This is a genomic window from Caproiciproducens sp. CPB-2 (assembly GCF_036287215.1).
In the GTDB taxonomy this organism is placed as follows: domain Bacteria; phylum Bacillota; class Clostridia; order Oscillospirales; family Acutalibacteraceae; genus Caproiciproducens.
Window position 1 is genome coordinate 960,405 of the sequence record NZ_CP142860.1, and the last position, 22,468, is coordinate 982,872.

A 22,468-nucleotide genomic window follows, 5' to 3' on the forward strand; every position below is an offset into this window, starting at 1 on the left:
CCGTCCGCCGTGGGGTGCTTTCTTTATCCGGCGGCCATCCGGCTGTTACCCGTACAGGGAGATTTTCAGCTTTGCCCGGGGCTTTCTGCAAACAAAAAAGGAATGTCCGCTGACCGCGACATCCCTTTTATTTTCCAGATTGACAGGAGGCCGGCTTCACTGCTTGCTGAAGCTCATGACGACCGATTTGCCGCCGGAAACATTGCCTTGCCCGCATTCGAGATTTTTGACCGCGTCAAGATTGGTGATGATACAGGGAGAAATCGTGCTATAGCCCTTTTCCGCGATTGCCTGAATATCCATATCCATTACTTTTTCCCCTGCGGCGACATGCTGACCGACCTCTACATGGCAGGTGAAGCCTTCGCCGTTCAGTTTTACGGTGTCGATTCCAAGATGAACCAACACTTCGACCCCATCGTCGCTTTCTATTCCGATTGCGTGGAGCGTATGCGCAATTTGTACGATTGTTCCGGACACGGGCGAATAAACCCCGTTTTTCGAAGGAAGGATGGCAATTCCGTCGCCTAATATTTTATCGGCAAATACAGGGTCCGGTACTTCGGTTATTAAAATGGCTTTTCCGGTTTGTTGAGCTAAAATGGTCTGTTTCTTATTTCTGCCGAATAATTGCATGATAGACCTCCGATGTTGATTTCAACGAATTAAGATCATAAAGATCGTTTCCCTCCCCCGAAATGGGGGAGGGAAACGAAAGGGAGAAATGAATCAGGCCGTCGCGTGGTCGTGGCCGGGGAGGTATTTCTTCATTGCGTCGACCAAAAGCTCGGCTTTTGTGCCGACGATGACTTGGGTAACCTGGGTGCCTGCTTTCATGACGCCGGAAGCGCCGAGGGCTTTGAAATCTTTTTCGTTCAGTTCCTTGTTGCTGACAAGGGTCAGGCGGATGCGGGTGATGCAGGAATCGATCTCCTTAATATTCTCTGCTCCGCCGAGCGCCGCTATGTATTGCTTCGCAATATTATCGAAGCCCTGATCTTCAACCAGCGCGGAGAAGCTGTTGGTTTCCTCGTCGTCTTCACGGCCCGGTGTTTTCAGGTTGAATTTTTTAATAAAGAACACGAACAGGAAGAAGTAAACAACAGCGAATACAAGGCCGATCGGGATAATCATCCAGCCGTTTGCCGCCTTGGTCCAGTTGATGAGGTAATCGAAAAGACCCGCCGAGAAGGTAAAGCTGTCGCGGATGCCGAACATGTTGCAAACCACCAGGGAAAGACCTGTCAGGACGGCATGCAGGACAAAGAGGACGGGCGCGAGGAACATGAACATAAATTCGATCGGCTCTGTTACGCCGGTCAGGAACGCGGTCAGCGCAACGGAGAAAAGAGCGCCGCCGACGATTGCTTTATTTTCCTTCCTGGCGCATACATACATGGCCAGGGCAGCCGCGGGAAGCGCAAACATCATGATCGGGAAGAAACCGGCGGTAAATACGCCGCCGTGGGGGTCGCCCGCAAAGAATCTCCACAGGTCGCCGGAAACGGTTTTGCCGTCCGCGCCCGTGTAGGTGCCGAAGTTAAACCATACGGCCGTGTTCACAACGTGATGCAGCCCGAAGGGCAGGAGCAGTCTGTTCAGCGTGCCGTAGATGAATTCGCCGAGTCCGCCGCTGCCGGTCATCCAGTTTGCGGCCGCGTCCAGACCCTTTTGGAAGGTCGGCCATACGGTACCGAGCAAGCCGCCGATCACAAGGGAGAAACCGCCCGTGACGATCGGAACGAAGCGTCTGCCGCCGAAGAACGCAAGCCAGTCGGGCAGCTTGGCGCTGTGGAACCGGTTGTAGCACAGACCGGCGATGACACCGGCGATGATTCCGCCGAAATGCGCCATGTTGATTTCAGTGATTCCTTCGGGAAGGCCCGCCGCCGGCATGAAAATGCTGCCGACCTGCAGGGCGTGGTTGACGGCCTGGCCGGCCGCGTTGAGTACGAAGTAGGCGACCGCTCCGGCCAGGCCCGCAGCGCCGTTATTGTCTTTTGCAAGTCCTACCGCAATACCGATTGCGAACAAGAGGGGAAGGTTGCTGAACAGGGCGTTGCCGGAATCCGCCAGAAGGGGGATATTGAGCATGTCGCTCTGCCCCAGCCTGAGAAGAAGACCCGCGATTGGCAGCGATGCGATAGGCAGCATCAATGCCTTGCCAAGTTTTTGAAGTGCCGCTAAAACTTTTTGCATTGTTTTTCCTCCTAAGAAATATTTTGAATCGAGTTCCCTCGAATGGGTCACAACTGTTTCAGCTTTTCAATATCGACCGCAATAAAAGCGACCGCGTCCTCGCTGAGCTGGACGTCCATCTCCCCGTAAATCATTTTCGCGACCTGCAGCGCCGTCCGGTAGGAATCGAGCATGCTCAGCTTGACTTGCTGGTTCAGCTTCATGACAATCGGATTGCGGTTGACGGTCAGCGTAACCAGACAGTGCAGGGAAAGCAGAAAGCTTTTTGCGGGCGCGTGGGTGTTGTCAAGCTTTTTGTCGATGGCGTTTCCCACCATGCTGAGTATTTCGCTGTAGACGCGGGTGCTCTTCATGGCGGAACGGATGTGCCGGTTTTCTCTGGCGGAGTAGAGGTGGAGCGCAATAAAGCCTGTCTCACCGTCCCCGATTTCCACGCCGATACGCTCTTTGATGATCTCGGCTGCGATCTGTGCGGTTTCGTATTCCCTGCTGTAAAGGATCGCGATTTCGCCGCAGAACGGATTGTCGATCGGCAAACCCATATGTAAGCATTCTACCGCGAAGGTGATATGATCCAATAAAGCGCCGTAAAGCTTGCTGTTGTCAATGTGAAGCCTCTCGCGCGCCACCTCTACAATTTCTCTGGTGACCTCCTCCACCTGCTGGACCTGGGAGTCGATCTGTTTCAATTTTGCGGAATTGACGCTGTCGTCGTGGATATAAAATATTTTCCGGTCTTCCGCGTTGTCCTGAATTTTTTCTCCTACTCTTTTGCCAAAGCCGATTCCTTTGCTCATGAGGACAACCTGATTTTCTTCTTCGTCCTGAGCCAGGACCGCGTTGCTGTTCAAAACCTTAGCTATCCTATAGTTCATTTGCATCCCCTCAATTTGAATTTTGATTGAAACGGCGGCCCGCTCCGGACAGACGCCGCAAGTCTGTCTGAATACGCCGAATGGGAAGAGGAGCCGCGGGCCGGATTTCGTCAGAATTCTCACAGAAAAACAAAAAGCATAAACTACCATGAAAATTAAAATTCCATGAAAGTTTATGCCTGATCGAATCAGTTACACACTCTTAATATTCTTTTAACAATTTCTATTATACCGATCACAAAAGATTTGTCAATATAAAATTTAAATTAAATACATAAATCTTATTTTCAAACCTATATTCATTGTTGAATTTGACTACTTTTTTGCAGAATTTTTAATTCTTATGCACAATCATTCATTGGGGAAACCGTTCGGAAAATGCAGGCTGAAACTTTGGCAGCTCATTTCGTTGTTACAACTGAAAACAGGGCAGTTTTATAACAAAATAACTAAAATTATCAAATAGATACCATGTTTATTACCAATAATTTACTAAAGTATTGATATTTTGGGAAATTGTGATATGATAAATTCAAGCATAAAAGGAACGATGAAACCCAGAAGGGAGTTGTTTAAAATGCAAAAGGAAACTGCATCAAATAACGGGAATCTGCCGCTTTATTTGTTCCATCAGGGAACCAACATAAAAGCTTATGAATTTCTGGGAGTACATAAAGCAGAAAAAGACGGAAAAGAGGGCATGGTCTGCCGCGTTTGGGCTCCGAATGCCGAAGAAGTTTCCGTAGCCGGGGACTTCAACGGCTGGCAGCCGGAGGATTATCCCATGGAAAAGATCAGCGGCGGCGTCTGGGAGTGTTTCCTGCCGTTTGTCATGCGGCAGTATCAGGCCTACAAATTCTGTGTGACCGGCGCCGACGGAAAACAGACCTTCAAAAGCGACCCCTATGCCTATCATTTTGAAACGCGTCCGGGCAACGCCTCCAAATACTATGATATTGAGGGCTACAACTGGAACGATACCGCGTGGATGAAGCACAAGGCGGTGAAAAAGCATTACGGCCAGCCGGTGAATGTCTATGAGCTTCACATCGGTTCCTGGAGGAGATATCCGGACGGCAACGCGTTTTCTTACGATAAGCTTGCCGACGAACTGGTTCCCTATGTAAAAAGCATGGGCTATACGCATATTGAGCTGATGCCGGTTACGGAGCATCCGTTCGACGGCTCCTGGGGGTACCAGGTCACAGGGTATTTCGCCCCGACCTCGCGGTACGGGGAACCGAAGGAATTTATGAGCTTTGTGGAAAAGTGCCACAGGGCGGGAATCGGCGTGATCATGGACTGGGTGCCGGCCCATTTCCCCAAGGACGAGTCCGGCCTGGCCCGGTTCGACGGTACGCCCTGCTACGAGTACGGCGACCCTCGCAAGGGCGAGCACAAGGAGTGGGGGACGCTGGTTTTTGATTACGGGCGCAGCGAGGTGATCAGCTTCCTGATTTCCAGCGCGGTGTTCTGGCTCGAAAAGTATCACATCGACGGAATCCGCGTTGACGCGGTCGCATCCATGCTGTATCTTGATTACAGCCGTAAGGACGGGGAATGGATTCCGAACAAGAACGGCGGCAAGGAAAATCTGGAGGCGGTCGCTTTTCTTCAGAAGCTGAACGAGTCCGTGTTCGGCCTTTTCCCGGACGTGATGATGATCGCGGAGGAATCCACCTCCTGGCCGATGGTATCCAAGCCGACGTACTGCGGGGGCCTGGGTTTCAATTACAAATGGAATATGGGATGGATGAACGACATGCTTCATTATATGTCGCTTGACCCGGTCTACCGCAAATTCAATCACGACAATATAACCTTTTCGTTCTTTTATGCGTTTTCGGAAAACTTTATTCTGCCGATTTCCCATGATGAGGTCGTTTATGGGAAGCGGTCCCTGATTGAAAAAATGCCGGGTGACGAAGCGCAGAAATTCGCGGGCGTGCGGGCGTTTATGTGCTATATGATGGCGCATCCCGGGAAAAAGCTGATCTTTATGGGGACCGAGTTCGGCCAGCGCAACGAATGGAATTACGAGCAGGGCCTCGACTGGCTTCTGCTGAACAAGCCCGAGCATCAGGTGCTGAACGATTTCTTCAAAAGCCTGAACCATTTCTATCTGGAAACCGCGGCCTTGTGGGAGGTCGATTTTTCCTGGGAAGGCTTCTCATGGATTTCCAACGACGATTACACCCAGAGCGTCATCGCGTTCCGCCGCATTGACAAGTCGGGAAATGAGGTGATTGCCGTCTGTAATTTCCTGCCCGTAGAGCGCACCCCCTATTCCGTCGGGGTGCCGTTTGAAGGAATCTATACGGAAATCTTCTCTTCCGACCGGCCTGAATTCGGCGGGAGCGGAATCACGAACGGCAGCAGCATCCATTCCAGCGCAAAACCGATGCACGGGTTCGAGCAGTCCGTTGAGCTGACGCTTCCCCCGCTTTCGGTTCTCTTTCTGAAATGCCGCCGCAAGGCAAGAAAAACCGCAAAACCCGAGGCGCTTACACAAAAAATAAAAACGACACGCAAAGCAGAAAAAAAATAAAATCATAACCAGGGAGGAGCATAAAATGTTGCCAAAACAAGAGGTAGTCGCCATGCTGCTTGCCGGCGGTCAGGGCAGCAGGCTGGGCGTACTGACAAAATACCTTGCAAAACCGGCGGTGCCCTACGGGGGCAAATACCGCATTATTGATTTTCCGCTTTCCAACTGCGTAAACTCCGGAATCGAAACGGTGGGCGTGCTGACGCAGTACCAGCCGCTTGTGCTGAACGAATATATCGGAAGCGGCCAGCCGTGGGATCTGGACAGCATCAACGCCGGGGTGCGCGTTCTTCCCCCTTACCAGCGCGGCAGAAAATCGGACTGGTACAAGGGTACGGCGAACGCGATCTATCAGAATATCCCTTACATAGAGCGATATCATCCCGAATACGTCGTGGTGCTTTCCGGCGATCATATTTATAAGATGGATTATTCGAAAATGGTCGCCTACCACAAGGAAAAGGAAGCCGACTGCACCATTGCCGTCATTGAGGTCCCTCTGGAGGAGGCGTCCCGGTTCGGCATCCTCAACACGCGTGAGGACGCTTCGATCTACCAGTTCGACGAAAAGCCGAAGGTGCCGAAGAGCAATCAGGCCTCCATGGGCATTTATGTGTTTACCTGGAGCAAGCTGCGCAAATACCTGGAGGCGGACGAGGCAAACCCGAAATCTTCCAACGACTTTGGAAAAGACGTTCTGCCCGCCATGCTGAACGCCGGCGAGCGGATGTTCGCGTACCGCTTCGAGGGGTACTGGAAGGACGTTGGGACGATCGACAGCCTGTGGGAATCCAACATGGATCTGCTGAACCCGAAAATTCCCCTCGACCTGAGCGAGGAAAACTGGAAAATCTATTCCCGCAACCCGGTCATGCCCCCGCACTATGTCGCCAGCGGTGCGACAGTGCAGAATTCGCTTGTCGCGGAGGGCTGCAACGTGTACGGTGAAATCGACTTTGCCGTGCTGTTTGCGGGCGTCTACATCGCTCCGGGCGCGGTGGTGAAGGACTCCATCATCATGCCGGGTTCCCGGGTGGAGGAAAACGCCATTGTCCAGTACGCGATCGTATCCGAAAACGCCGTGATCGGCAAGGGCGCCGTTGTGGGCGCGCGGCCGGAGGACATTGAAAACAAGGATGAGTGGGGCGTCGCCGTCGTGGGCGACGGCTGTGTCATTGCCCCCGGCACGACCGTGCCGCCGAAAGCGATGATCGACGCCGACACGCTGGCAGGGGAGGCGGAAAAATAATGCGCGGGAACAATGTGCTTGGACTGATTTTTTCAAATGTGCATGAGGAGCGGGTCCGGGAGCTGACCGAAAAACGGACCATGGGTTCGGTGCCGTTCGGCGGCAGATACCGCCTGATTGATTTCCCGCTTTCCAACATGGTGAATTCGGGAATCAACAAAGTCGGCGTGATTACCAAGAGCAACTACCAGTCCCTGATGGATCATCTCGGTTCCGGAAAGGCGTGGGACTTATCCCGCAAAAGGGAGGGGCTGTTTATTCTGCCACCGTTCAGCGGGGAGTGCAGCGTGTCCAACAGCCGGATAGAATCCCTTTCCTCCATCAGTACTTTCCTTTCCAATTCAAGGGAAGAGTTTGTGATCGTCTCCGACAGCGACGTGGTCTGCAATATCGATTTTACCGACGTGATGTCCTCCCACCTCAAGCATAACGCGGATATTACGGTCGTTTACCGTTCGGGGAAGCTGCCGGAAAAAATCTGCGACCCCACGGTCTACACCATCGACCCGGACAACCGCGTACGCGACATGCTCATCAACCCGCGCGCCGACGGCGAGTGCAACTACGGCCTGAGCATGCTGTTGATGAAGCGCGAAACCCTGATGAAGATCGTCGCGGACTGCGTCAGCCGCAACCTGTATAATTTCAAGCGCGACTTTCTCCAGCGCAATATTTCCAATTACAGGATTTTCGCCTATGAATTCAAGGGCTTTACCCAGACGATCTGTTCCATGAATTCCTACTTCGACGCCAACATGTCCCTGATGCTGCCGAAGGTACGGTCGGAGCTGTTCAACGCCGACCGGCCGATTTTCACGAAGGTGCGCGACGATATGCCCGCGCGTTACGGGCTGGGCTCCATTGTCACCAATTCCCTGATTGCCGACGGCTGCGTGATTGACGGCACGGTGGAAAACTGCGTGCTGTTCCGCGGCGTCTGCGTCGGCAAGGGGACAAAGCTCGAAAACTGCGTGGTCATGCAGGACAGCGTCATCGGCCCGAACTGCAGGCTCAACTATGTCGTCATGGATAAGGACGTCGTCATTAAAAACGACCGTTCGCTCCTCGGCTTCCAGTCCTATCCCGTTTTTATCAGCAAGGGCAGCGTGGTCTGATGTGATCGGAACCGACATTTCAGTTAGGGAGGCTTAAAAATGAAAGTATTATACTGCACCAGTGAAGCAAGACCCTTTGCAGCCACCGGCGGGCTGGGGGAGGTGGCGGGTTCCCTGCCGCAGGCGCTCCGGCTCCGGCTGATCGGCTGCCGCGTGGTGATGCCGCTTTACGAGGATATTCCGCAGGAGCTGCGGGAAAACATGAAATTTATCACGAGCCTTTCCGTGCCGGTCGCCTGGCGCCGCCAGTACTGCGGCGTGTTTGAGGCAAAGGTCGGCGGGGTGATCTACTATCTGATCGACAACCAGTACTATTTTAAGCGCCACGGCCTGTACGGCCATTACGACGACGCGGAGCGCTTTGCGTTCCTGTCGCGCGCGGCTCTTGAAATGCTTCCGTATATTGATTTCAGACCCGACATCATTCACTGCAACGACTGGCAGTCGGCGCTGGTACCGATCTATTTCAGCATCTTTTATGCAAATAATGACTGGTACAAGGGCATAAAAACGATTCTGACGATCCACAATATTCAGTATCAGGGCAAATACGGCAAGGAGCTGGTGGAGGACGTGCTGGGGATTCCCAAATCGGATATGCCGGTTCTGGAGTACGACGACTGCATCAATATGCTCAAAGGCGCGATCGAGAGCGCAAACCGCGTCACCACGGTCAGCCCGACCTATGCGCAGGAAATCCTCGATCCGTGGTTTTCCCACGGCCTGGACAGTATCTTGAAGGCGCGCGAGTGGAAGATTTCCGGCATCCTGAACGGGATCGACACGGTCAGCTACGACCCCGCCAACGATCCCGAACTCTACGCACCCTATTCGGCGGAGGACCTTTCCGGAAAGGCGGAGAACAAGAGAAAGCTGCAGGAAAGGCTCAGCCTGAATCAGGAGCCGCAGACGCCGCTCATCGGCATGGTAACGAGAATGGTTTCCCACAAAGGACTGGACCTTGTCAAGGAAGCGCTCGACCAGCTGATGCGGGAAACGAACACGCAGTTTGTGATTCTGGGTTCCGGCGACTGGGAATACGAGAATTTCTTCCGTGAAATGCAGAACCGGTACCCCGGCAGGCTCTGCGCCTGTTTCGGTTTCATACCCGAGCTTTCGCGCAAGATTTACGCCGGCTCCGATATTTTCCTGATGCCGAGCAGGAGCGAGCCCTGCGGGCTTGCCCAGATGATTGCCCTGCGCTACGGTTCCGTCCCGGTCGTCCGCGAAACGGGCGGGCTGAAGGATTCCATCAGGGACAGCGGCGACGGGGAAGGCAACGGCTTTACCTTCCAGACCTATGACTCCGACGATATGCGGTGCGCAATCAACCGCGCGCTGGAGGGCTACGCCAATCCGGAGGGATGGAGCATTCTGGTGGAACGCGCCATGAAATGCGATTTCAGCTGGGGACGTTCCGCAAACGAATACATTCGTCTGTACCGGGAACTGATGAAAGAAAATCAATCCTGACCGCTCCGCCGGCTGCCGGCATCGGCGGGTCGGACTGATGGGGAACAAAGATGAAACAGACAGGATATCAAAAGAACAGGAAAATCCTTTTTACAGCAGCGGGAGTCGTTCTGGCTCTCGCTGCAGTGTTTTGGGTTTACACACAGGGAAATCCTTTTCTGCCGGGCGCTTCGTCCGGGGAAAAGACCTCCTCTGCGGCCGGTTCCGCGGGGGAACCCTCCGGTCCGTCAAACCCGGCCACGGGCAGCTCAGCTGTTCCGGCGTCAAGCAGCCCGGCCGTGTCGCCGCTTGACGGGATTTTCGCCGATTACGGCGTACCCGCCCAAAAGAAGCTTATGTCCATGAGCCTGAAGGAAAAGGTTGGGCAGGTGTTTGTTTTCCGCTGTCCCCAGACGGGAGCGGCCAAAGCCGCCGCCGACTATCAGCCGGGCGGGTACTGCCTGATGGCTTCGGATTTCAGCGGTAAAACCACGACGCAGGTGCAGGCTGCGCTCAAATCCTATCAGGACGCAAGCAAAGTCGGGATGATTCTCTGCACGGACGAGGAGGGAGGCACGGTCGTCCGTATCAGCAGGTATCCGGCGCTCAGGAAAACCGCGTTCCGGTCCCCGCAGCAGGTGTTCCGGCTTTCCGGCCTGAACGGGATTTATGACGACACCGTGCAGAAGGCCCAGCTTCTGAAAAAGCTCGGACTGAATCTGAATCTCGCGCCCGTATGTGATGTTTCCACCGATCCTTCCGATTTTATTTACAGCAGGACGTTTGGCAAAAACGCCTCCAAAACGGCGGACTTTGTCAGGGTATCGGTCAGTGCGTACAACAGCCAGAACCTGTCCTGTACGCTCAAGCATTTCCCCGGTTACGGAAACAATCGGGACACCCATACCGGGATCGCCTACGACAAGCGCGATTACAGCGTGTTCCAGAAGCAGGACTTTGTTCCGTTTCAGGCGGGAATCGACGCGGGCGCGCAGTGCGTAATGGTTTCGCACAATATTGTGAACTGCATGGACCCGTCCCGTCCGTCCTCCCTTTCGCTGAAGGCGCACGAGATTCTGCGCGGCGAGCTGGGCTTTACGGGGGTCATTATGACCGACGACCTTTCCATGGGCGCCATCACCGATTTTACAGCGGGGAAAAGCCCTTCCGTCGCCGCCTTTACAGCGGGAAACGATATTGTGCTGTCCTCCGACATGGCGCGGGATTTCAACGCGCTGTGCGCCGCGGTGCGGGACGGGACCGTCAGCGAACAGCGGCTTGACGAAAGTGTGCTCCGTATCCTTGCGTGGAAGTATAAAATGGGTATAATATAAAAGAGAGTATTACGGAAGGATCTGATCAATTGAACTTAACGGAAGAAGAAAAAAATATCCTGACGGAGATCAGGGATTCACAAAGATATCCGATTGTGCGTTTGGAGCTGCACAATTCCGAAAATGAGGAACTGGTTTCCATTGCGCTCAATTATGTGAGGATTACCGACGAAGAGGATTCCATGGAGACGGTCAAGGCGCGTTCCGCCGCGCTGAAAAGCCTGATGGAAAAGGGCCTCGTTTTTATCGACTATACGGTGCGCGTATGGGTTTCGGGCGATTATGACGTTTATTACAAGAGCAAAATCTACGAGCTTTTGTGCCGGACCGTGCTGGAGGGCGCAAAGCAGCCCGGTGCGGTCTTTAACCTGCCGTATATGAGAAAGGGCTACGCTACCCTTACCTTCAAAGGAATAAAGGAAGCCCGGAAGAAGTAAAAAAAACCGACCCGCCAATGCCTGGCGGGCCGGTTGCAATTTAAGTCGGATATGATATAATTTATTTAACAGGCTTTTTCGCGCCCATCAGCGCTTCGGCGTTTTGAATCAGATTAAACAGCGAGCTGGAAAACAGCGGGTACTCTTCGGAGATTTTTTCCGGTGAAAGCACGGGCAGATTGGTTTTTCCCAGCCCTTCCATCCCGTCGGCGTTTTCCCCGCTCGCCAGACAGGCCGCGTTGGAATACGCGATTTCCATCGCCGCGCCGGAACGCCCGTCGCTCAGCTTCTGCGGAACGGAAAAAAGGCCCTGCGGATTTTTCGGGTTGGCGGAATACAAAAGCCGGAAGCTCCTGTAAACGGAAATATTGAGGTATGTCGACACTTCCGAGGTCAGCGACTTGTTTTGGCACTTTTGCAGCGTGCTGAAAATAATATTCATTGAATTCGCAAGCAGCTTTTTGTTCAAAACGGGCAGCAGGCTGCCTTTCAGAATATTCTCCTTGCCGATGGCGTCCGGCTCCGGAATATCGTCCACCTTGATGGTGGCCCCGCTGCGGTGCGGAGTCCTTCCAAGGAGATAATCGCAGGAAACGTCATAAAACTCAGCGGCCTTTACCACAAAGTCCAGCCCGCATTCACGGATTCCCTTTTCGTAATGCGAAAGCAGGGCCTGAGAAACCTCCAGTTCCTCGGCCGCCTTTTTCTGGCTTAATCCGCGCTCTTTACGCAGCAAAGTAATAATTCTTGGGAAACTGCTATTCATTGAACTATCCCCTGTGTCGAAATATGGAAAAATTAACGCCTTGTAAAGTATATAACAAATATAACGCTTTGTAAAGCCGCTATATATCGTGCCTTTTCGCTCTGCGCCTACATGTATCTGGGAATTTTGCGTTTGTCAAGACCAAAGTCAGAAAAATCTTAAGGAGCCGAAAAATGAAATCTTACACTATCCATTTAATCCGTCACGGAATTACGGCGGGAAATCTTCTGGGCCAGTATGTGGGGCGTACCGATTTGCCCCTTGCCCCGGAGGGGATCGCGCAGCTTGAGGACCTGAAACGGCACAGCTCCTATCCGCCCGCTCAGGTGTTTTACTGCAGCCCCCTTCAGCGTTGCCTGCAGACCCTGCAGATCCTCTACCCCGGTGCGCAGCCGACGGTGGTCGACGGCCTGCGCGAATGCGATTTCGGCGACTGGGAGGGAAAAACCGCGAAGGAAATTGCGGCGGAGGATGAAAGCTTTACCCATTGGGTGGGGAGCGGAGAGATCGTAACCCCTCCGAACGGAGAATCCGGCGGCGTTTTCATGCAGCGGGTCTGCTCCGCGTTTGAGTCGATCGTACAGGAAATGATGCGTTCCGGAACGAGCAGCGCCGCGTTGGTCGCCCACGGGGGCAGTATAATGTGCATCCTTTCCGCCTACGGCTTGCCGCGCGCCAATTTTTACGACTGGATGACCGACAACGGCTGCGGGTATTCCCTGCGGATTACGCCGGGCCTGTGGATGCGTTCCATGGTGGCCGAGGTATATGAAACGATTCCTCCGCGGAAAAAGTCCGCGCAGAGCAGCGAACGGCTGGTCATCGACCTTGCGCGCGAGGCTGCCGACCGCGCGTTTGGAAAAAAGGAGCAGGAATAAAATTTAATCCTTGACAAAGGGACCCGCATAAAATATAATAGTAAATAATTTAATATGCAAAAGCGATGAAGGGAAAAAGACATCGGCAGAAGCATTGCAGAGAACCGGCGGTTGGTGCGAGCCGGCGCGGAGGCCTATGTGTATAGCTCATCCCGGAGCCGCCGTCTTCGATGTGAAAACGGAGAAGCGGACGCAGTGGCAGCGTTAAAGGCCGGAGCCTTGTTAGAGGTTTGCCGAGGGTTTCCGCTTTGCGGAGCCGAATTTGGGTGGTACCGCGGATTTGTTTATTCGCCCCGAACACAGAATTCTGTGTTCGGGGCTTTTTTTATTTATTTCACCGATCAACTGATCAATTGACAAAGGAGTGTTGGATGATGTTTGAAGGCTGCAAAAAGTATATTCCGTTTCAGCCGATCAGCCTGCCGGACCGCCAATGGCCCGACAAAGTCATTACGAAAGCGCCGGTCTGGTGCAGCGTGGATATGCGGGACGGCAATCAGGCCCTGATTGACCCGATGAATCTCGAGGAAAAGCTGCTGTATTTCCAGACCCTTGTGGATGTCGGGTTCAAGGAGATTGAAATCGGTTTTCCGGCCGCGTCGGAGACGGAGTACGAAATCCTCCGCGCGCTGATTGAGCAAAACCGGATTCCGGACGACGTGACCATCCAGGTGCTGGTCCAGGCAAGGCCGCATTTGATTTATAAGACCTTTGAAGCGATCAAGGGCGCGAAGAACGTCATCGTCCATTTTTATAATTCCACCTCCACTTTGCAGCGCAAGGTGGTTTTCCGCACCGACATGCAGGGCGTTATCGATATTGCCGTGGAGGGCGCCAAGCTGATCAAGGAACTCACCGACGAGGAAATCGGGAAGAGCGGCGCGAATATCCGCTATGAATATTCCCCGGAAAGCTTCTCGGGGACCGAGATCGACAATTCCGTGCTGATCTGCGAAAAGGTGATGGAGGTGCTCGGCTCCACGCCGGAGAACAGGCTGATTCTGAACCTGCCCAATACGGTCGAGATGAGCACCCCGAACTGCTACGCCGACCAGATCGAATATTTCTGCCGGCATCTGAAAAACCGCGAAAGTGTCGTTATCAGTCTGCACCCTCACAACGACCGCGGCACCGCCACGGCGGCGACCGAGCTGGGCCTGATGGCGGGCGCGGAAAGGGTGGAGGGCACCCTTTTCGGCAACGGAGAACGCACCGGGAACGCGGATGTGATGGTGGTCGCCATGAACATGTACTCCCAGGGAGTGGACCCCGGACTCGATTTCTCCAACATGCGCGCCGTTCAGGAGGTCTTTGAAAAATGCACCAAGATGAAGATCCACGAACGCCATCCCTATGTGGGCGATCTGGTGTTCACGGCGTTTTCCGGCTCCCATCAGGACGCGATCAAAAAGGGCGTCGAGTATATGGCGAAAAACGGCGGCGGCTACTGGGAAGTGCCGTATCTGCCGATCGACCCCGCCGACGTCGGCCGCGAGTACGAGCCGATCATTCGCATCAACAGCCAGTCCGGCAAGGGCGGCGCCGCGTTTGTGATGCAGCAGAGCTTCGGCTACGAGCTGCCCAAAGCGATGCATCCCGAATTCGGTACGATGGTCAAGGCCGCCTGCGACGAAGCGGGCCGCGAGCTTCAGCCCGATGAGATTTTCGGCATTTTCCGCAGGGAATTTCTCGAAGTCAATGCCCCGTACAATCTCAAGCAGTATAAGCTTTACGAGGAAAACGATATCAGCGGGGACACACAGGTCCATTTCGACGGAGTGATCCGATTCCGGCACGAGGACCATGCCATCAGCGCCAGCGGAAACGGGCCCGTCAGCGCATTCTTTAACGCGCTCAAATCCGTCGGCATCACCGACTACCAGTTCGTTTCCTACCGTGAGCACGCCATTTCCAGCGGCGCGGACAGCAAGGCGGTTTCCTATATTCAGCTGACCGCGCCGGACGGCAGCCCGGCCTTCGGCGTAGGCGTCGACAACAATATCAGCCTTGCTTCCATCAAAGGCATCATCTGCGCGATCAACCGCACAAAGAATGCCGCCGTAAAAGAATCTTAAAGGGGGAACCACAATGAAAAGCTATCAAATCGTCCTGCTGAAAGGCGACGGGATCGGCCCGGAGATCGTAACCCAGGCCGTGAAGGTGTTGAACCGCGCCGCCGGCCGGTTCGGATTTACCGTTTCCTATGACGAAGCGCTTCTGGGCGGCTGTGCGATCGACGCGGCCGGGGTGCCGCTTCCGCCGGAAACGATTGAAAAATGCAAAGCCGCCGATTCCACGCTGCTCGGCGCGGTCGGCGGCCCCAAATGGGACACGGTGCCAGGCAATCTGAGGCCGGAGGCGGGCTTGCTGGGCATTCGCGGCGCGCTTGGGCTTTTCGCCAATCTGCGCCCCGCCAGGATTTTTGAACAGCTGCGCGGGGCATCCCCCCTGAAAGCGGAGATCATCGGCGACGATCTGGATATCATGGTGGTGCGGGAGCTGACCGGGGGCATTTATTTCGGCGAGCGGGGCCGCAGGACGGTCAATGGCTTCGAGGCCGCGTACGACACCGAAATGTACTCCGTTCCGGAAATTGAGCGTATTGCGCGCGTGGCCTTCCGCATGGCGCAAAAGCGCGGCGGCAGGCTTTGTAGCGTAGACAAGGCCAATGTGCTGGAATCCTCCAGATTGTGGCGCGCAACGGTTGAAAGAATCGGGAAAGAAGAGTATCCTGATATAGAGCTGTCCAATCTGTATGTGGACAACTGCGCCATGCAGCTTGTCCGCAACCCGAAGCAGTTCGATGTGATCGTCACTTCCAACATCTTCGGCGATATCCTTTCCGACGAAGCGTCCATGATCAGCGGCTCCATCGGGATGCTGGCCTCCGCCAGCCTGAGCGAAGGAAAATCCGGCCTGTATGAGCCCATCCACGGCTCCGCGCCGGACATTGCCGGGACGGGAAAGGCCAACCCGCTGGCGACCATTCTTTCCGCCGCAATGATGCTTCGCTATTCGCTGGACGAACCGCAGGCGGCGCAGGCAATCGAGGACGCCGTGTCCGAAGTGCTGAAAACGGCCCGTACGCCGGACATCTATACGGAAGGGATGCGGCAGGTCACCTGTGAGGAAATGGGCGATCTGGTCTGCGGGCTGCTGTAAAATAAGAGATTCTCTCCTATGTCAACGGCGGAAAGAATTCCTTTGGTTTTTCTAAAAATTGTTATCGTATGGGAGCATGGAAATGCACGGAACAGAGGCTTTGACATTTAAAAAGGGCCTGAAAGACGGACTGCCGATCTGCCTGGGGTATATCAGCGTTTCCTTTACGTTTGGAATGATGGCGACGCAGGGCGGGCTGCCGCTTTGGGCGGTGATGCTGATTACCATGAGCAACATGACCAGCGCGGGGCAGTTTGCCGGGACCGAGCTGATTTTGTCGGGAGGGCATTACATAGAGCTTGTCGTAACCACTTTTGTCATCAACATCCGCTATATGCTGATGTCCCTTTCCCTTTCCCAAAAAGTGGACGGTGCCATGACCTCTTTGCAGCGGCTGGTCCTTTCCTTCGGCGTAACCGATGAAATTTTCGCCGTCGCCATGAAGCAGGACGGAAGTATCGGCGCGCGGTATCTTCTGGGGCTGATTCTGACTCCTTACACCGGCTGGACGCTGGGGACCCTGCTCGGCGGCACCGCTACCGGCCTGCTGCCGGTCAGCGTCCGCACCGCGCTGGGCATCGCGATCTACGGGATGTTCATCGCCATTATCATTCCGCCCGCAAAGCATACGCGCCCCATTTCCTTAGCCATCGCCATCGCGGTGGTTTTAAGCTGCCTTTTCCGGTGGACGCCCTTCCTGAACCGGATTTCCGGAGGATGGGTCATCATCCTCTGCGCGGTGATCGCGTCGGCCTATGCCGCGCTGCGTTACCCTGTGGACGACCCGGAGGTGCAGGAATGAATTACCCGAGAATTTTGATCTGTACCTTCCTGATGGCGCTGGTCACCTATATCATCCGCATGCTTCCGCTGGCGATCTTCAGGAAGAAGATTCACAACCGTTTTATCCGGTCGTTTCTGGCTTATGTGCCTTACGCCGTGCTTGCGGCCATGACCTTCCCCGAAATTCTGTACTCCACGGGGAATCCGTATTCCGCGGTGTTCGGCCTTGCCGCGGCCCTCGTCCTTGCGTATAAGGGAAAAGGCCTTCTTACCGTTGCGCTTGGCTCCACCGCCGTTGTTTTTGTTGTGGAACAGATCATGAACTTCTTTACATAAAAAATGCCGCTGCGACATTGCAGCGGCATTTTATTATGGTATCAGTATCCAAATTTCCCGCTCAGGGATTCGTCGTTGTCCACCCATTCCTGCACATAAACGGAGGAGAAGGTGTTTTTCGTGTTCCGCGCAACCACGCGCGTGATGCCGGCATTGATAATCAGCCTTTTGCACATGGAACAGGGGGAAGCGTTTTCCACGTATCCGCCCGTCTTGGCGTCCTTTCCCACCAGATACAGCGTGCTGCCGATCATATCGCGGCGGGAGGCGCTGATAATGGCGTTGGCCTCCGCATGGACGGAGCGGCAAAGCTCGTAGCGTTCCCCGCGCGGAACCCCCAGCGTTTCGCGCACACAGACGCCGGTATCGATACAGTTGCGGCGGCCGCGGGGCGCCCCCGTGTATCCGGACGATACGATCTCGTCATGCTGGACGATAATCGCGCCGAAATTCCGGCGCAGACAGGTACCGCGCTCCGACACGGTTTCAGCAATATCAAGGTAATAATTTTCTTTGTCCGTACGGTTCATTTTCATGCCTCCCAGTCCTTTATGATAGCAATTCCATTTCAGTTTGCGAACCAAAACACGTTCCTCCCCCGCCGAAGGCGGGGGAGGAACGCAACCTTGTTGCAGAATCAACTGGAAATGTTATAGTAATCCTATCATATTGTATTTTCGACAGATAATCAATGGAAATGTGGGAATTTGTATGATATAATCAAGAAATAAAAGAGTAAGCAGAAAAGATATGGGGACAGGAAATGGATTTATCGGATATCAGAGTCATTAAAAATATACTGGCGCGTCACGGCTTCCACTTTTCCAAATCGCTGGGGCAGAATTTTCTGATCAACCCGGAAATTTGCCCGCGCATGGCGGCCGAGTGCGGCGCGCAAAAGGGAGTCGGCGTGCTGGAAATCGGGCCGGGCGTGGGGGTGCTGACCGCGGAGCTCGCCAAGCGGGCGGACAAGGTGGTTTCCGTAGAGCTGGACAAAAGACTGCTGCCGGTTCTGGACGACACGCTTTCCGGGTACCGCAATATCAAAATCGTGAATGAAGATATTTTAAAGGCCGATCTCAGGAAGCTGATCGAAACCGAGTTCCCCGTCGGGGAAACGGCCGTTTGCGCCAATTTGCCTTACTATATCACTTCGCCGGTCATTATGCGGCTTCTGGAAGAACGGCTGCCGATCCGCTCCGTGACGGTCATGGTGCAGAAGGAAGCGGCGGAACGCCTCTGCGCCCTGCCGGGAACCCGTTCCTGCGGCGCGGTGAGCGCGGCGGTGCGTTACTTTGCCGAGCCGGAGGTCCTTTTTGAAGTGAACCGGGACAACTTTTTTCCGCCGCCAAACGTCGATTCGGCGGTCATCCATCTGAAAATCCGCAAAGAGCCGCCGGTAAAAATCAACAGGGAAAAGGACTTCTTCGCCCTTGTCAAGGCGGCTTTCGGCCAGCGGCGCAAAACGGTGCTCAATTCCGTCGCCGCCGGGCTTTCGCTGGACAGGGCAGTGGTAGTCGCGGCGCTGGAAAGGGCGGGAATTGTCCCGAACGCGCGCGCGGAACAGCTTTCCATGGAGCAGCTCGCGGCGCTGTCCAACGAAGTATTTTTGTAAAATAAGGGAGGGCTTTTTATGAGCGACGGAAAACTTGCGGTTCTGTTTTTTGAAGCCGGCATCGTATTGACGCTGATTTCCATGGTGCTCGGTCCGTTTGAAATTACCGGATGGGCGCTCGCCTGTGCTTCCGTGGCCTGTTTTGTCGCGCTGGCCGGAATGTATCTTGCTTTCTGCAGCTGGAACGAGCCCGATGAGGAAGACGAACCGCCGCCGGAAGAGCCTCATGACACAGAGGCGCATGAAAAATAAAATTTCAAGATAAAAAACCGGAAGCGTTGCGCTTCCGGTTTTCTGATATTTTTAATAAACAATCGCGCCGTATTTCGCCGCGAGCGGCTCGATCAGGTCGGTTTCAATCGGGCAGGCAGAATCGACGATCAGCCGGCCCTGAAAATACCGGAGCGCCGCGTCGAGCACCGGCAGGCTGTCACAGTACACGGCAATGGGCAGGCGCGTCATCGTGCTGTTTTCGCTCAGCAGCATCGCGTCGTCCAGACTGCTGACCATCACTAACGCCGCGGTAACCTGCTCGTCGTCCAGATCGATCAGGTCTTCGCCGAGCGAGCTGGTACAGGCGATCGGTTCGCTGAATACGATGTCGTCCCCCAGAAAAAACGCTTCCCGTTCATTTGCGGCGGCGTAGCAGTCCGGTTCTTCCGGAATTTCCGGCGGGCCGAACTCCTTTGCCACCTGCGCCAATGCTTTCAGATGCTCCATGGTACAGCCGCAGCAGCCCCCGACAATCCTCGCTCCCGCATCCATCAGCCTGCGCATCCGGGCGGCGAATTCATCAGGGGAGAGGTTTCCGCTGTTTTCCGGAGAATTCCACATAGGTACCCCGGTGCTCGGCTTGGCGATGATCGGAACGCTGATATGCGGGGCAACCTGTTCCACATGCTCCAGCATGTGCTCCGGCCCAAAGGAGCAGTTCAGGCCGATGGCGTCCGCCCCCATGGCCTGAAGGGTGATCACCGCGGGCAGAAGACTTCCTCCCGTGAGGGTGTGTCCGCTTTCATCCACGGTGATGGTCACGAAAACCGGCAGATTGGTCGTTCTGGCGGCAAGCACCGCCGCGCGCATGTCGGCGAGCGAGGTCTGCGTTTCGATCGCGATAAAATCGACCCCCGCGTCGTCCAGCGCACGGATCTGTTCGCGGTAAATGTCATAGATGTCGTCAAAATCCGATTCGCCGAACGGCGGTACGAACAGGCCGGTGGGGCAGACGTTCCCGCCCACCAGCAACCCGGCGGGCTTCGCAACGCTTTGGGAAAGCGTTACCAGCTTCTGATTGATGTCCGCGACTTCCGCTTCCAGACCGTAGCTGCTCAGGCAGGCCCGGTTTGCGCCAAAGGTCGGCGCATAGACCGCCTGTGCGCCCGCTTCGATAAAGCCGCTTTGCAGCTTTGTGAGCCTTTCGGGATTTTCCAGAATCCATTTTTCCACACAAACGCCGCCCGGCATTCCGGCGGCGGCCAGATTCGTGGCCGTAGCGCCATCCAGCAGCAGGGGAAGATGAAAAGGGAAACTCATTTGTTCTTCATTGCTCCTAACATGTTCAGCCTGCTTACATGCTCTCCGGCGCCGAAATCTTAAACATGGAAAGCACGTTGCAGATCACAGTGGAAACCGCGCCGCACAGGTACATCCTGGCGGCGGTCAGACCTTCGTTTTCGCCTTTTACACGGCATGCGTTATAGAATTTATGGAAGAGTGTAGCCAGCGTAATGACGTACCGGGTGATTCTGGCGGGATCGTAGTCCTGCGCCGCCGCCACAATTTCCCCGGTGAAGGAGGAAAGATGCCGGATCAGCTCAATTTCCTCGGGTTCGGTCAAAAGCGCGAGCTCCTCGTCGGTGCAGCCGCGCGGAAGGATTCCCTCGGCGGCGAGCGCCTTGAAGATACTGCAGATTCTCGCCCTGGCGTACTGCACGTAATAAACCGGGTTCTGCGCGTCCTGCTGAACGGCCAGATCAAGGTCGAAATCCATCTGGGAATTGGCTTCCCTCATGTTGAAATAGAACCTTGCGGCGTCCACCGGCACCTCGTCGAGCAGATCGGCCAGCTGAATCGCTTTGCCGGTACGCTTGCTCATGCGCACGACTTCCCCGCCCTTTACGAGTCTTACCAGCTGAATCAGCACGACGTTTAGCTTGCTTCCGTCCAGCCCGACCGCGTCCATGGCTCCCTTCATTCTCGCCACGTGGCCGTGGTGGTCGGCGCCCCAGACGTCGATGCAGCGGTCAAAGCCGCGCTTTGCGAATTTGTTTCTATGATAGGCGATATCCGCCGCGAAATAGGTTGGATTTCCGTTCTGCCGGACCAGAACCTCGTCCTTTTCCACGCCGAAATTCGTCGCGCGGTACCAGAGGGCGCCGTCCTTATCGTAGGTCAGGCCCTTTTCCTTCAGAATCTGAATCGTTTCCTCCAGCTCGCCGTCGTTGTGCAGGCGGCTTTCCAGGAACCACTCGTCGTAAACGATCCCGTATTTTTTCAGGTCGGCCTGCATCTTGGCGATATTTTTCGGAAGCGCAAAATCCACCAGAGCCTTTTTCAGCTCCTTGGGGCCGGCGCCAACATAGCTGTCGCCGTGCTCTTTCGCGAATTCGGCGGCCCTTTCGCGGATGTCGTCTCCGTGGTATCCGTCCTCCGGAAATTCGACGGCGTCCTCGCCCTGAAAAAGCTGCAGGTAGCGCGCGGCAAGGGAAGCGCCGAATTTTTCGATCTGGTTTCCCGCGTCGTTTACGTAGAATTCGCGCCATACGTCGTAGCCGGCGGCGTCGAGGACCGCCGCAAGGCAGTCGCCCAGCGCGCCGCCGCGCGCATTGCCCATATGCATGGGGCCGGTCGGATTCGCGGAAACGAACTCGACCATGATTTTTTCCTTTTTGCCAAAATCGCTGCGGCCGTAAGAAGCGCCGCTCTGCGTAATATCCTTCAGAACCTCCGAATAAAAGCGCTGATTCAGAAAGAAATTGATAAATCCGGGACCCGCGATTTCAAAACGGTCAAAAAATGTGCCGTCCAGCGCGATATGCTCCGTGATCAGCTGCGCGATTTTCCTCGGGGCCAAACGGAACGCCTTGGCGGACACCATGGCCGCGTTGGTCGCCCAGTCGCCGTGGCTGCGGTCGGCGGGCACCTCAATGGAAAAAGGGGGCGTTTCCCCCTGGGGCAGACCGCCGGCGGCCTGTGCCTTTTCCACCGCGCGGAGAATGGCGCTTTTCAGTTCACTGGTCGCCTGCAACACTATTTTTGACATCTTTTTTATTTGCCTCCTTGACCGTAATGAAGAGTTCGTTTAAGCTCGATAAATTGGAATTGATATCCAGCGTATAGTTGACTTCCAGATTTCCGCCCAATTCTCCGAGACTGGATTTTACCCTGCTGGTGAAAACACCCACCATCATATTTCCAAAGCCCGTGTCGTACTGGCAGAGGTGCCGCTTCCCGCTTTCCAGAATCAGGCGGGTGCTGTCGGTTCCGCCGCGCATCAGGGTTACTTTTGAGCTGCCGTCCACCTTCAGAACGGAGGTTTGCACCGCGTTGTTGTTGTCCGCGTCGTATTCCTTATACACGATATATTGGCTGTTGCCCTTTTTTACATACGAACCAAGGGTGGTCAGTTCGACTTCGCCGGTTTCGTTGTCTATTTTCTGCCGGCCTTTAATGGAAATCAGGTAATTTTCCAGCATTTGTTTACTCCTTGCAATTTATTC

Annotated in this window: 21 protein-coding genes and 1 other annotated feature; of the genes, 13 read left to right on the top strand and 8 right to left on the bottom strand. The window is 54.8% G+C overall.

The features are described from left to right. Positions 1–156 precede the first annotated feature (156 nt). The 3 genes from VXK30_RS04715 to VXK30_RS04725 form a co-directional block, all read right to left on the bottom strand. Entirely contained in the window at positions 157–636 is a 480-nt protein-coding gene (locus VXK30_RS04715; RefSeq protein ID WP_275712963.1) for a PTS sugar transporter subunit IIA, read from the bottom strand. 93 nt (positions 637–729) lie between these two features. Next, entirely contained in the window at positions 730–2,199 is a 1,470-nt protein-coding gene (nagE, locus tag VXK30_RS04720) for an N-acetylglucosamine-specific PTS transporter subunit IIBC (protein ID WP_275712961.1), read from the bottom strand. Positions 2,200–2,246: 47 nt separating this feature from the next. After that, positions 2,247–3,074, bottom strand: coding sequence for a PRD domain-containing protein (locus tag VXK30_RS04725; RefSeq protein WP_275712960.1), 828 nt, complete (start codon positions 3,072–3,074; stop codon positions 2,247–2,249). A gap of 577 nt (positions 3,075–3,651) precedes the next feature. Between VXK30_RS04725 and glgB the strand changes: the two genes are divergently transcribed. From glgB to VXK30_RS04755, 6 genes are read left to right on the top strand one after another with little or no spacing between them, the layout of a single operon-like run. Continuing rightward, on the top strand, positions 3,652–5,622 hold the full coding sequence (gene glgB, locus VXK30_RS04730) for a 1,4-alpha-glucan branching protein GlgB (RefSeq protein WP_275712958.1): 1,971 nt from the start codon (positions 3,652–3,654) through the stop codon (positions 5,620–5,622). Positions 5,623–5,647: 25 nt separating this feature from the next. Beyond that, positions 5,648–6,871: a glucose-1-phosphate adenylyltransferase gene (locus tag VXK30_RS04735; protein ID WP_275712957.1), complete on the top strand. Its 1,224-nt coding sequence runs from the start codon at positions 5,648–5,650 to the stop codon at positions 6,869–6,871. Next, positions 6,871–7,986 carry a glucose-1-phosphate adenylyltransferase subunit GlgD gene (glgD, locus tag VXK30_RS04740; protein WP_275712955.1) on the top strand — a complete coding sequence of 372 codons (1,116 nt, stop codon included), beginning with the start codon at positions 6,871–6,873 and terminating at the stop codon, positions 7,984–7,986. Before VXK30_RS04735 ends, glgD begins: the two co-directional genes overlap by 1 nt. Before the next feature lie 39 nt (positions 7,987–8,025). After that, a complete protein-coding gene (gene glgA / locus VXK30_RS04745; protein ID WP_275712954.1) occupies positions 8,026–9,459 on the top strand; it encodes a glycogen synthase GlgA in 1,434 nt (477 codons plus the stop codon). 50 nt (positions 9,460–9,509) lie between these two features. Further along, a complete protein-coding gene (locus tag VXK30_RS04750; RefSeq protein WP_275712953.1) occupies positions 9,510–10,772 on the top strand; it encodes a glycoside hydrolase family 3 N-terminal domain-containing protein in 1,263 nt (420 codons plus the stop codon). A gap of 29 nt (positions 10,773–10,801) precedes the next feature. Further along, positions 10,802–11,209, top strand: a complete 408-nt coding sequence (locus tag VXK30_RS04755) for a hypothetical protein (protein WP_275712951.1) — start codon at positions 10,802–10,804, stop codon at positions 11,207–11,209. Between the two features lie 61 nt (positions 11,210–11,270). Here the strand turns inward: VXK30_RS04755 and VXK30_RS04760 are convergent, their stop codons facing one another. Further along, a complete protein-coding gene (locus VXK30_RS04760) occupies positions 11,271–11,975 on the bottom strand; it encodes a helix-turn-helix domain-containing protein (RefSeq protein ID WP_275712950.1) in 705 nt (234 codons plus the stop codon). Between the two features lie 173 nt (positions 11,976–12,148). On the opposite strand from VXK30_RS04760, the gene VXK30_RS04765 reads away from it, so the two are divergent. The 5 genes from VXK30_RS04765 to VXK30_RS04785 all read left to right on the top strand — a co-directional run bounded on the left by VXK30_RS04765 (position 12,149) and on the right by VXK30_RS04785 (position 17,134). After that, entirely contained in the window at positions 12,149–12,853 is a 705-nt protein-coding gene (locus VXK30_RS04765) for a histidine phosphatase family protein (protein ID WP_275712948.1), read from the top strand. Between the two features lie 56 nt (positions 12,854–12,909). Continuing rightward, positions 12,910–13,152 (top strand) — a binding site (T-box leader). Between the two features lie 75 nt (positions 13,153–13,227). After that, entirely contained in the window at positions 13,228–14,928 is a 1,701-nt protein-coding gene (gene leuA, locus VXK30_RS04770) for a 2-isopropylmalate synthase (protein WP_442867952.1), read from the top strand. 13 nt (positions 14,929–14,941) lie between these two features. Then, entirely contained in the window at positions 14,942–16,015 is a 1,074-nt protein-coding gene (gene leuB, locus VXK30_RS04775) for a 3-isopropylmalate dehydrogenase (RefSeq protein WP_275712944.1), read from the top strand. Between the two features lie 76 nt (positions 16,016–16,091). Further along, the gene (locus VXK30_RS04780; protein ID WP_442867944.1) at positions 16,092–16,817 is read left to right on the top strand and encodes an AzlC family ABC transporter permease; all 726 of its coding nucleotides are present in this window, start codon (positions 16,092–16,094) and stop codon (positions 16,815–16,817) included. Then, positions 16,814–17,134 carry an AzlD domain-containing protein gene (locus VXK30_RS04785; RefSeq protein WP_275712941.1) on the top strand — a complete coding sequence of 107 codons (321 nt, stop codon included), beginning with the start codon at positions 16,814–16,816 and terminating at the stop codon, positions 17,132–17,134. Before VXK30_RS04780 ends, VXK30_RS04785 begins: the two co-directional genes overlap by 4 nt. 41 nt (positions 17,135–17,175) lie before the next feature. Here VXK30_RS04785 and VXK30_RS04790 read toward each other — a convergent pair whose 3' ends face one another. After that, positions 17,176–17,664: a deoxycytidylate deaminase gene (locus VXK30_RS04790; protein WP_275712940.1), complete on the bottom strand. Its 489-nt coding sequence runs from the start codon at positions 17,662–17,664 to the stop codon at positions 17,176–17,178. A 233-nt stretch (positions 17,665–17,897) separates the two neighbouring features. Here VXK30_RS04790 and rsmA point away from each other — a divergent pair, with 233 nt between their 5' ends. Together rsmA and VXK30_RS04800 are read left to right on the top strand one after the other, a co-directional pair. Beyond that, positions 17,898–18,749, top strand: a complete 852-nt coding sequence (rsmA, locus tag VXK30_RS04795) for a 16S rRNA (adenine(1518)-N(6)/adenine(1519)-N(6))-dimethyltransferase RsmA (protein WP_275712939.1) — start codon at positions 17,898–17,900, stop codon at positions 18,747–18,749. Positions 18,750–18,767: 18 nt separating this feature from the next. After that, on the top strand, positions 18,768–19,001 hold the full coding sequence (locus VXK30_RS04800) for a hypothetical protein (protein WP_275712937.1): 234 nt from the start codon (positions 18,768–18,770) through the stop codon (positions 18,999–19,001). 51 nt (positions 19,002–19,052) lie between these two features. Here VXK30_RS04800 and VXK30_RS04805 read toward each other — a convergent pair whose 3' ends face one another. The 3 genes from VXK30_RS04805 to VXK30_RS04815 are packed head-to-tail and all read right to left on the bottom strand — an operon-like array spanning position 19,053 to position 22,444. Further along, on the bottom strand, positions 19,053–20,282 hold the full coding sequence (locus VXK30_RS04805; RefSeq protein WP_275712935.1) for a homocysteine S-methyltransferase family protein: 1,230 nt from the start codon (positions 20,280–20,282) through the stop codon (positions 19,053–19,055). A 34-nt stretch (positions 20,283–20,316) separates the two neighbouring features. Beyond that, positions 20,317–22,011, bottom strand: coding sequence for an arginine--tRNA ligase (gene argS, locus VXK30_RS04810; RefSeq protein ID WP_275712933.1), 1,695 nt, complete (start codon positions 22,009–22,011; stop codon positions 20,317–20,319). After that, the gene (locus VXK30_RS04815) at positions 21,980–22,444 is read right to left on the bottom strand and encodes a DUF1934 domain-containing protein (protein WP_275712931.1); all 465 of its coding nucleotides are present in this window, start codon (positions 22,442–22,444) and stop codon (positions 21,980–21,982) included. Before VXK30_RS04815 ends, argS begins: the two co-directional genes overlap by 32 nt. Positions 22,445–22,468: the final 24 nt, after the last annotated feature.

Excerpts from the sequence above, each read along its gene's own strand:
- nagE (WP_275712961.1), bottom strand. The coding sequence starts at position 2,199 with ATGCAAAAAGTTTTAGCGGCACTTCAAAAACTTGGCAAGGCATTGATG.
- glgA (WP_275712954.1), top strand. The coding sequence starts at position 8,026 with ATGAAAGTATTATACTGCACCAGTGAAGCAAGACCCTTTGCAGCCACC.
- leuA (WP_442867952.1), top strand. The coding sequence starts at position 13,228 with ATGTTTGAAGGCTGCAAAAAGTATATTCCGTTTCAGCCGATCAGCCTG.
- argS (WP_275712933.1), bottom strand. The coding sequence starts at position 22,011 with ATGTCAAAAATAGTGTTGCAGGCGACCAGTGAACTGAAAAGCGCCATT.
- glgD (WP_275712955.1), top strand. The coding sequence starts at position 6,871 with ATGCGCGGGAACAATGTGCTTGGACTGATTTTTTCAAATGTGCATGAG.
- rsmA (WP_275712939.1), top strand. The coding sequence starts at position 17,898 with ATGGATTTATCGGATATCAGAGTCATTAAAAATATACTGGCGCGTCAC.
- VXK30_RS04805 (WP_275712935.1), bottom strand. The coding sequence starts at position 20,282 with ATGAGTTTCCCTTTTCATCTTCCCCTGCTGCTGGATGGCGCTACGGCC.
- VXK30_RS04715 (WP_275712963.1), bottom strand. The coding sequence starts at position 636 with ATGCAATTATTCGGCAGAAATAAGAAACAGACCATTTTAGCTCAACAA.
- VXK30_RS04790 (WP_275712940.1), bottom strand. The coding sequence starts at position 17,664 with ATGAACCGTACGGACAAAGAAAATTATTACCTTGATATTGCTGAAACC.
- VXK30_RS04780 (WP_442867944.1), top strand. The coding sequence starts at position 16,092 with ATGGAAATGCACGGAACAGAGGCTTTGACATTTAAAAAGGGCCTGAAA.
- leuB (WP_275712944.1), top strand. The coding sequence starts at position 14,942 with ATGAAAAGCTATCAAATCGTCCTGCTGAAAGGCGACGGGATCGGCCCG.
- VXK30_RS04800 (WP_275712937.1), top strand. The coding sequence starts at position 18,768 with ATGAGCGACGGAAAACTTGCGGTTCTGTTTTTTGAAGCCGGCATCGTA.
- glgB (WP_275712958.1), top strand. The coding sequence starts at position 3,652 with ATGCAAAAGGAAACTGCATCAAATAACGGGAATCTGCCGCTTTATTTG.
- VXK30_RS04750 (WP_275712953.1), top strand. The coding sequence starts at position 9,510 with ATGAAACAGACAGGATATCAAAAGAACAGGAAAATCCTTTTTACAGCA.
- VXK30_RS04785 (WP_275712941.1), top strand. The coding sequence starts at position 16,814 with ATGAATTACCCGAGAATTTTGATCTGTACCTTCCTGATGGCGCTGGTC.
- VXK30_RS04735 (WP_275712957.1), top strand. The coding sequence starts at position 5,648 with ATGTTGCCAAAACAAGAGGTAGTCGCCATGCTGCTTGCCGGCGGTCAG.
- VXK30_RS04725 (WP_275712960.1), bottom strand. The coding sequence starts at position 3,074 with ATGAACTATAGGATAGCTAAGGTTTTGAACAGCAACGCGGTCCTGGCT.
- VXK30_RS04760 (WP_275712950.1), bottom strand. The coding sequence starts at position 11,975 with ATGAATAGCAGTTTCCCAAGAATTATTACTTTGCTGCGTAAAGAGCGC.
- VXK30_RS04815 (WP_275712931.1), bottom strand. The coding sequence starts at position 22,444 with ATGCTGGAAAATTACCTGATTTCCATTAAAGGCCGGCAGAAAATAGAC.
- VXK30_RS04765 (WP_275712948.1), top strand. The coding sequence starts at position 12,149 with ATGAAATCTTACACTATCCATTTAATCCGTCACGGAATTACGGCGGGA.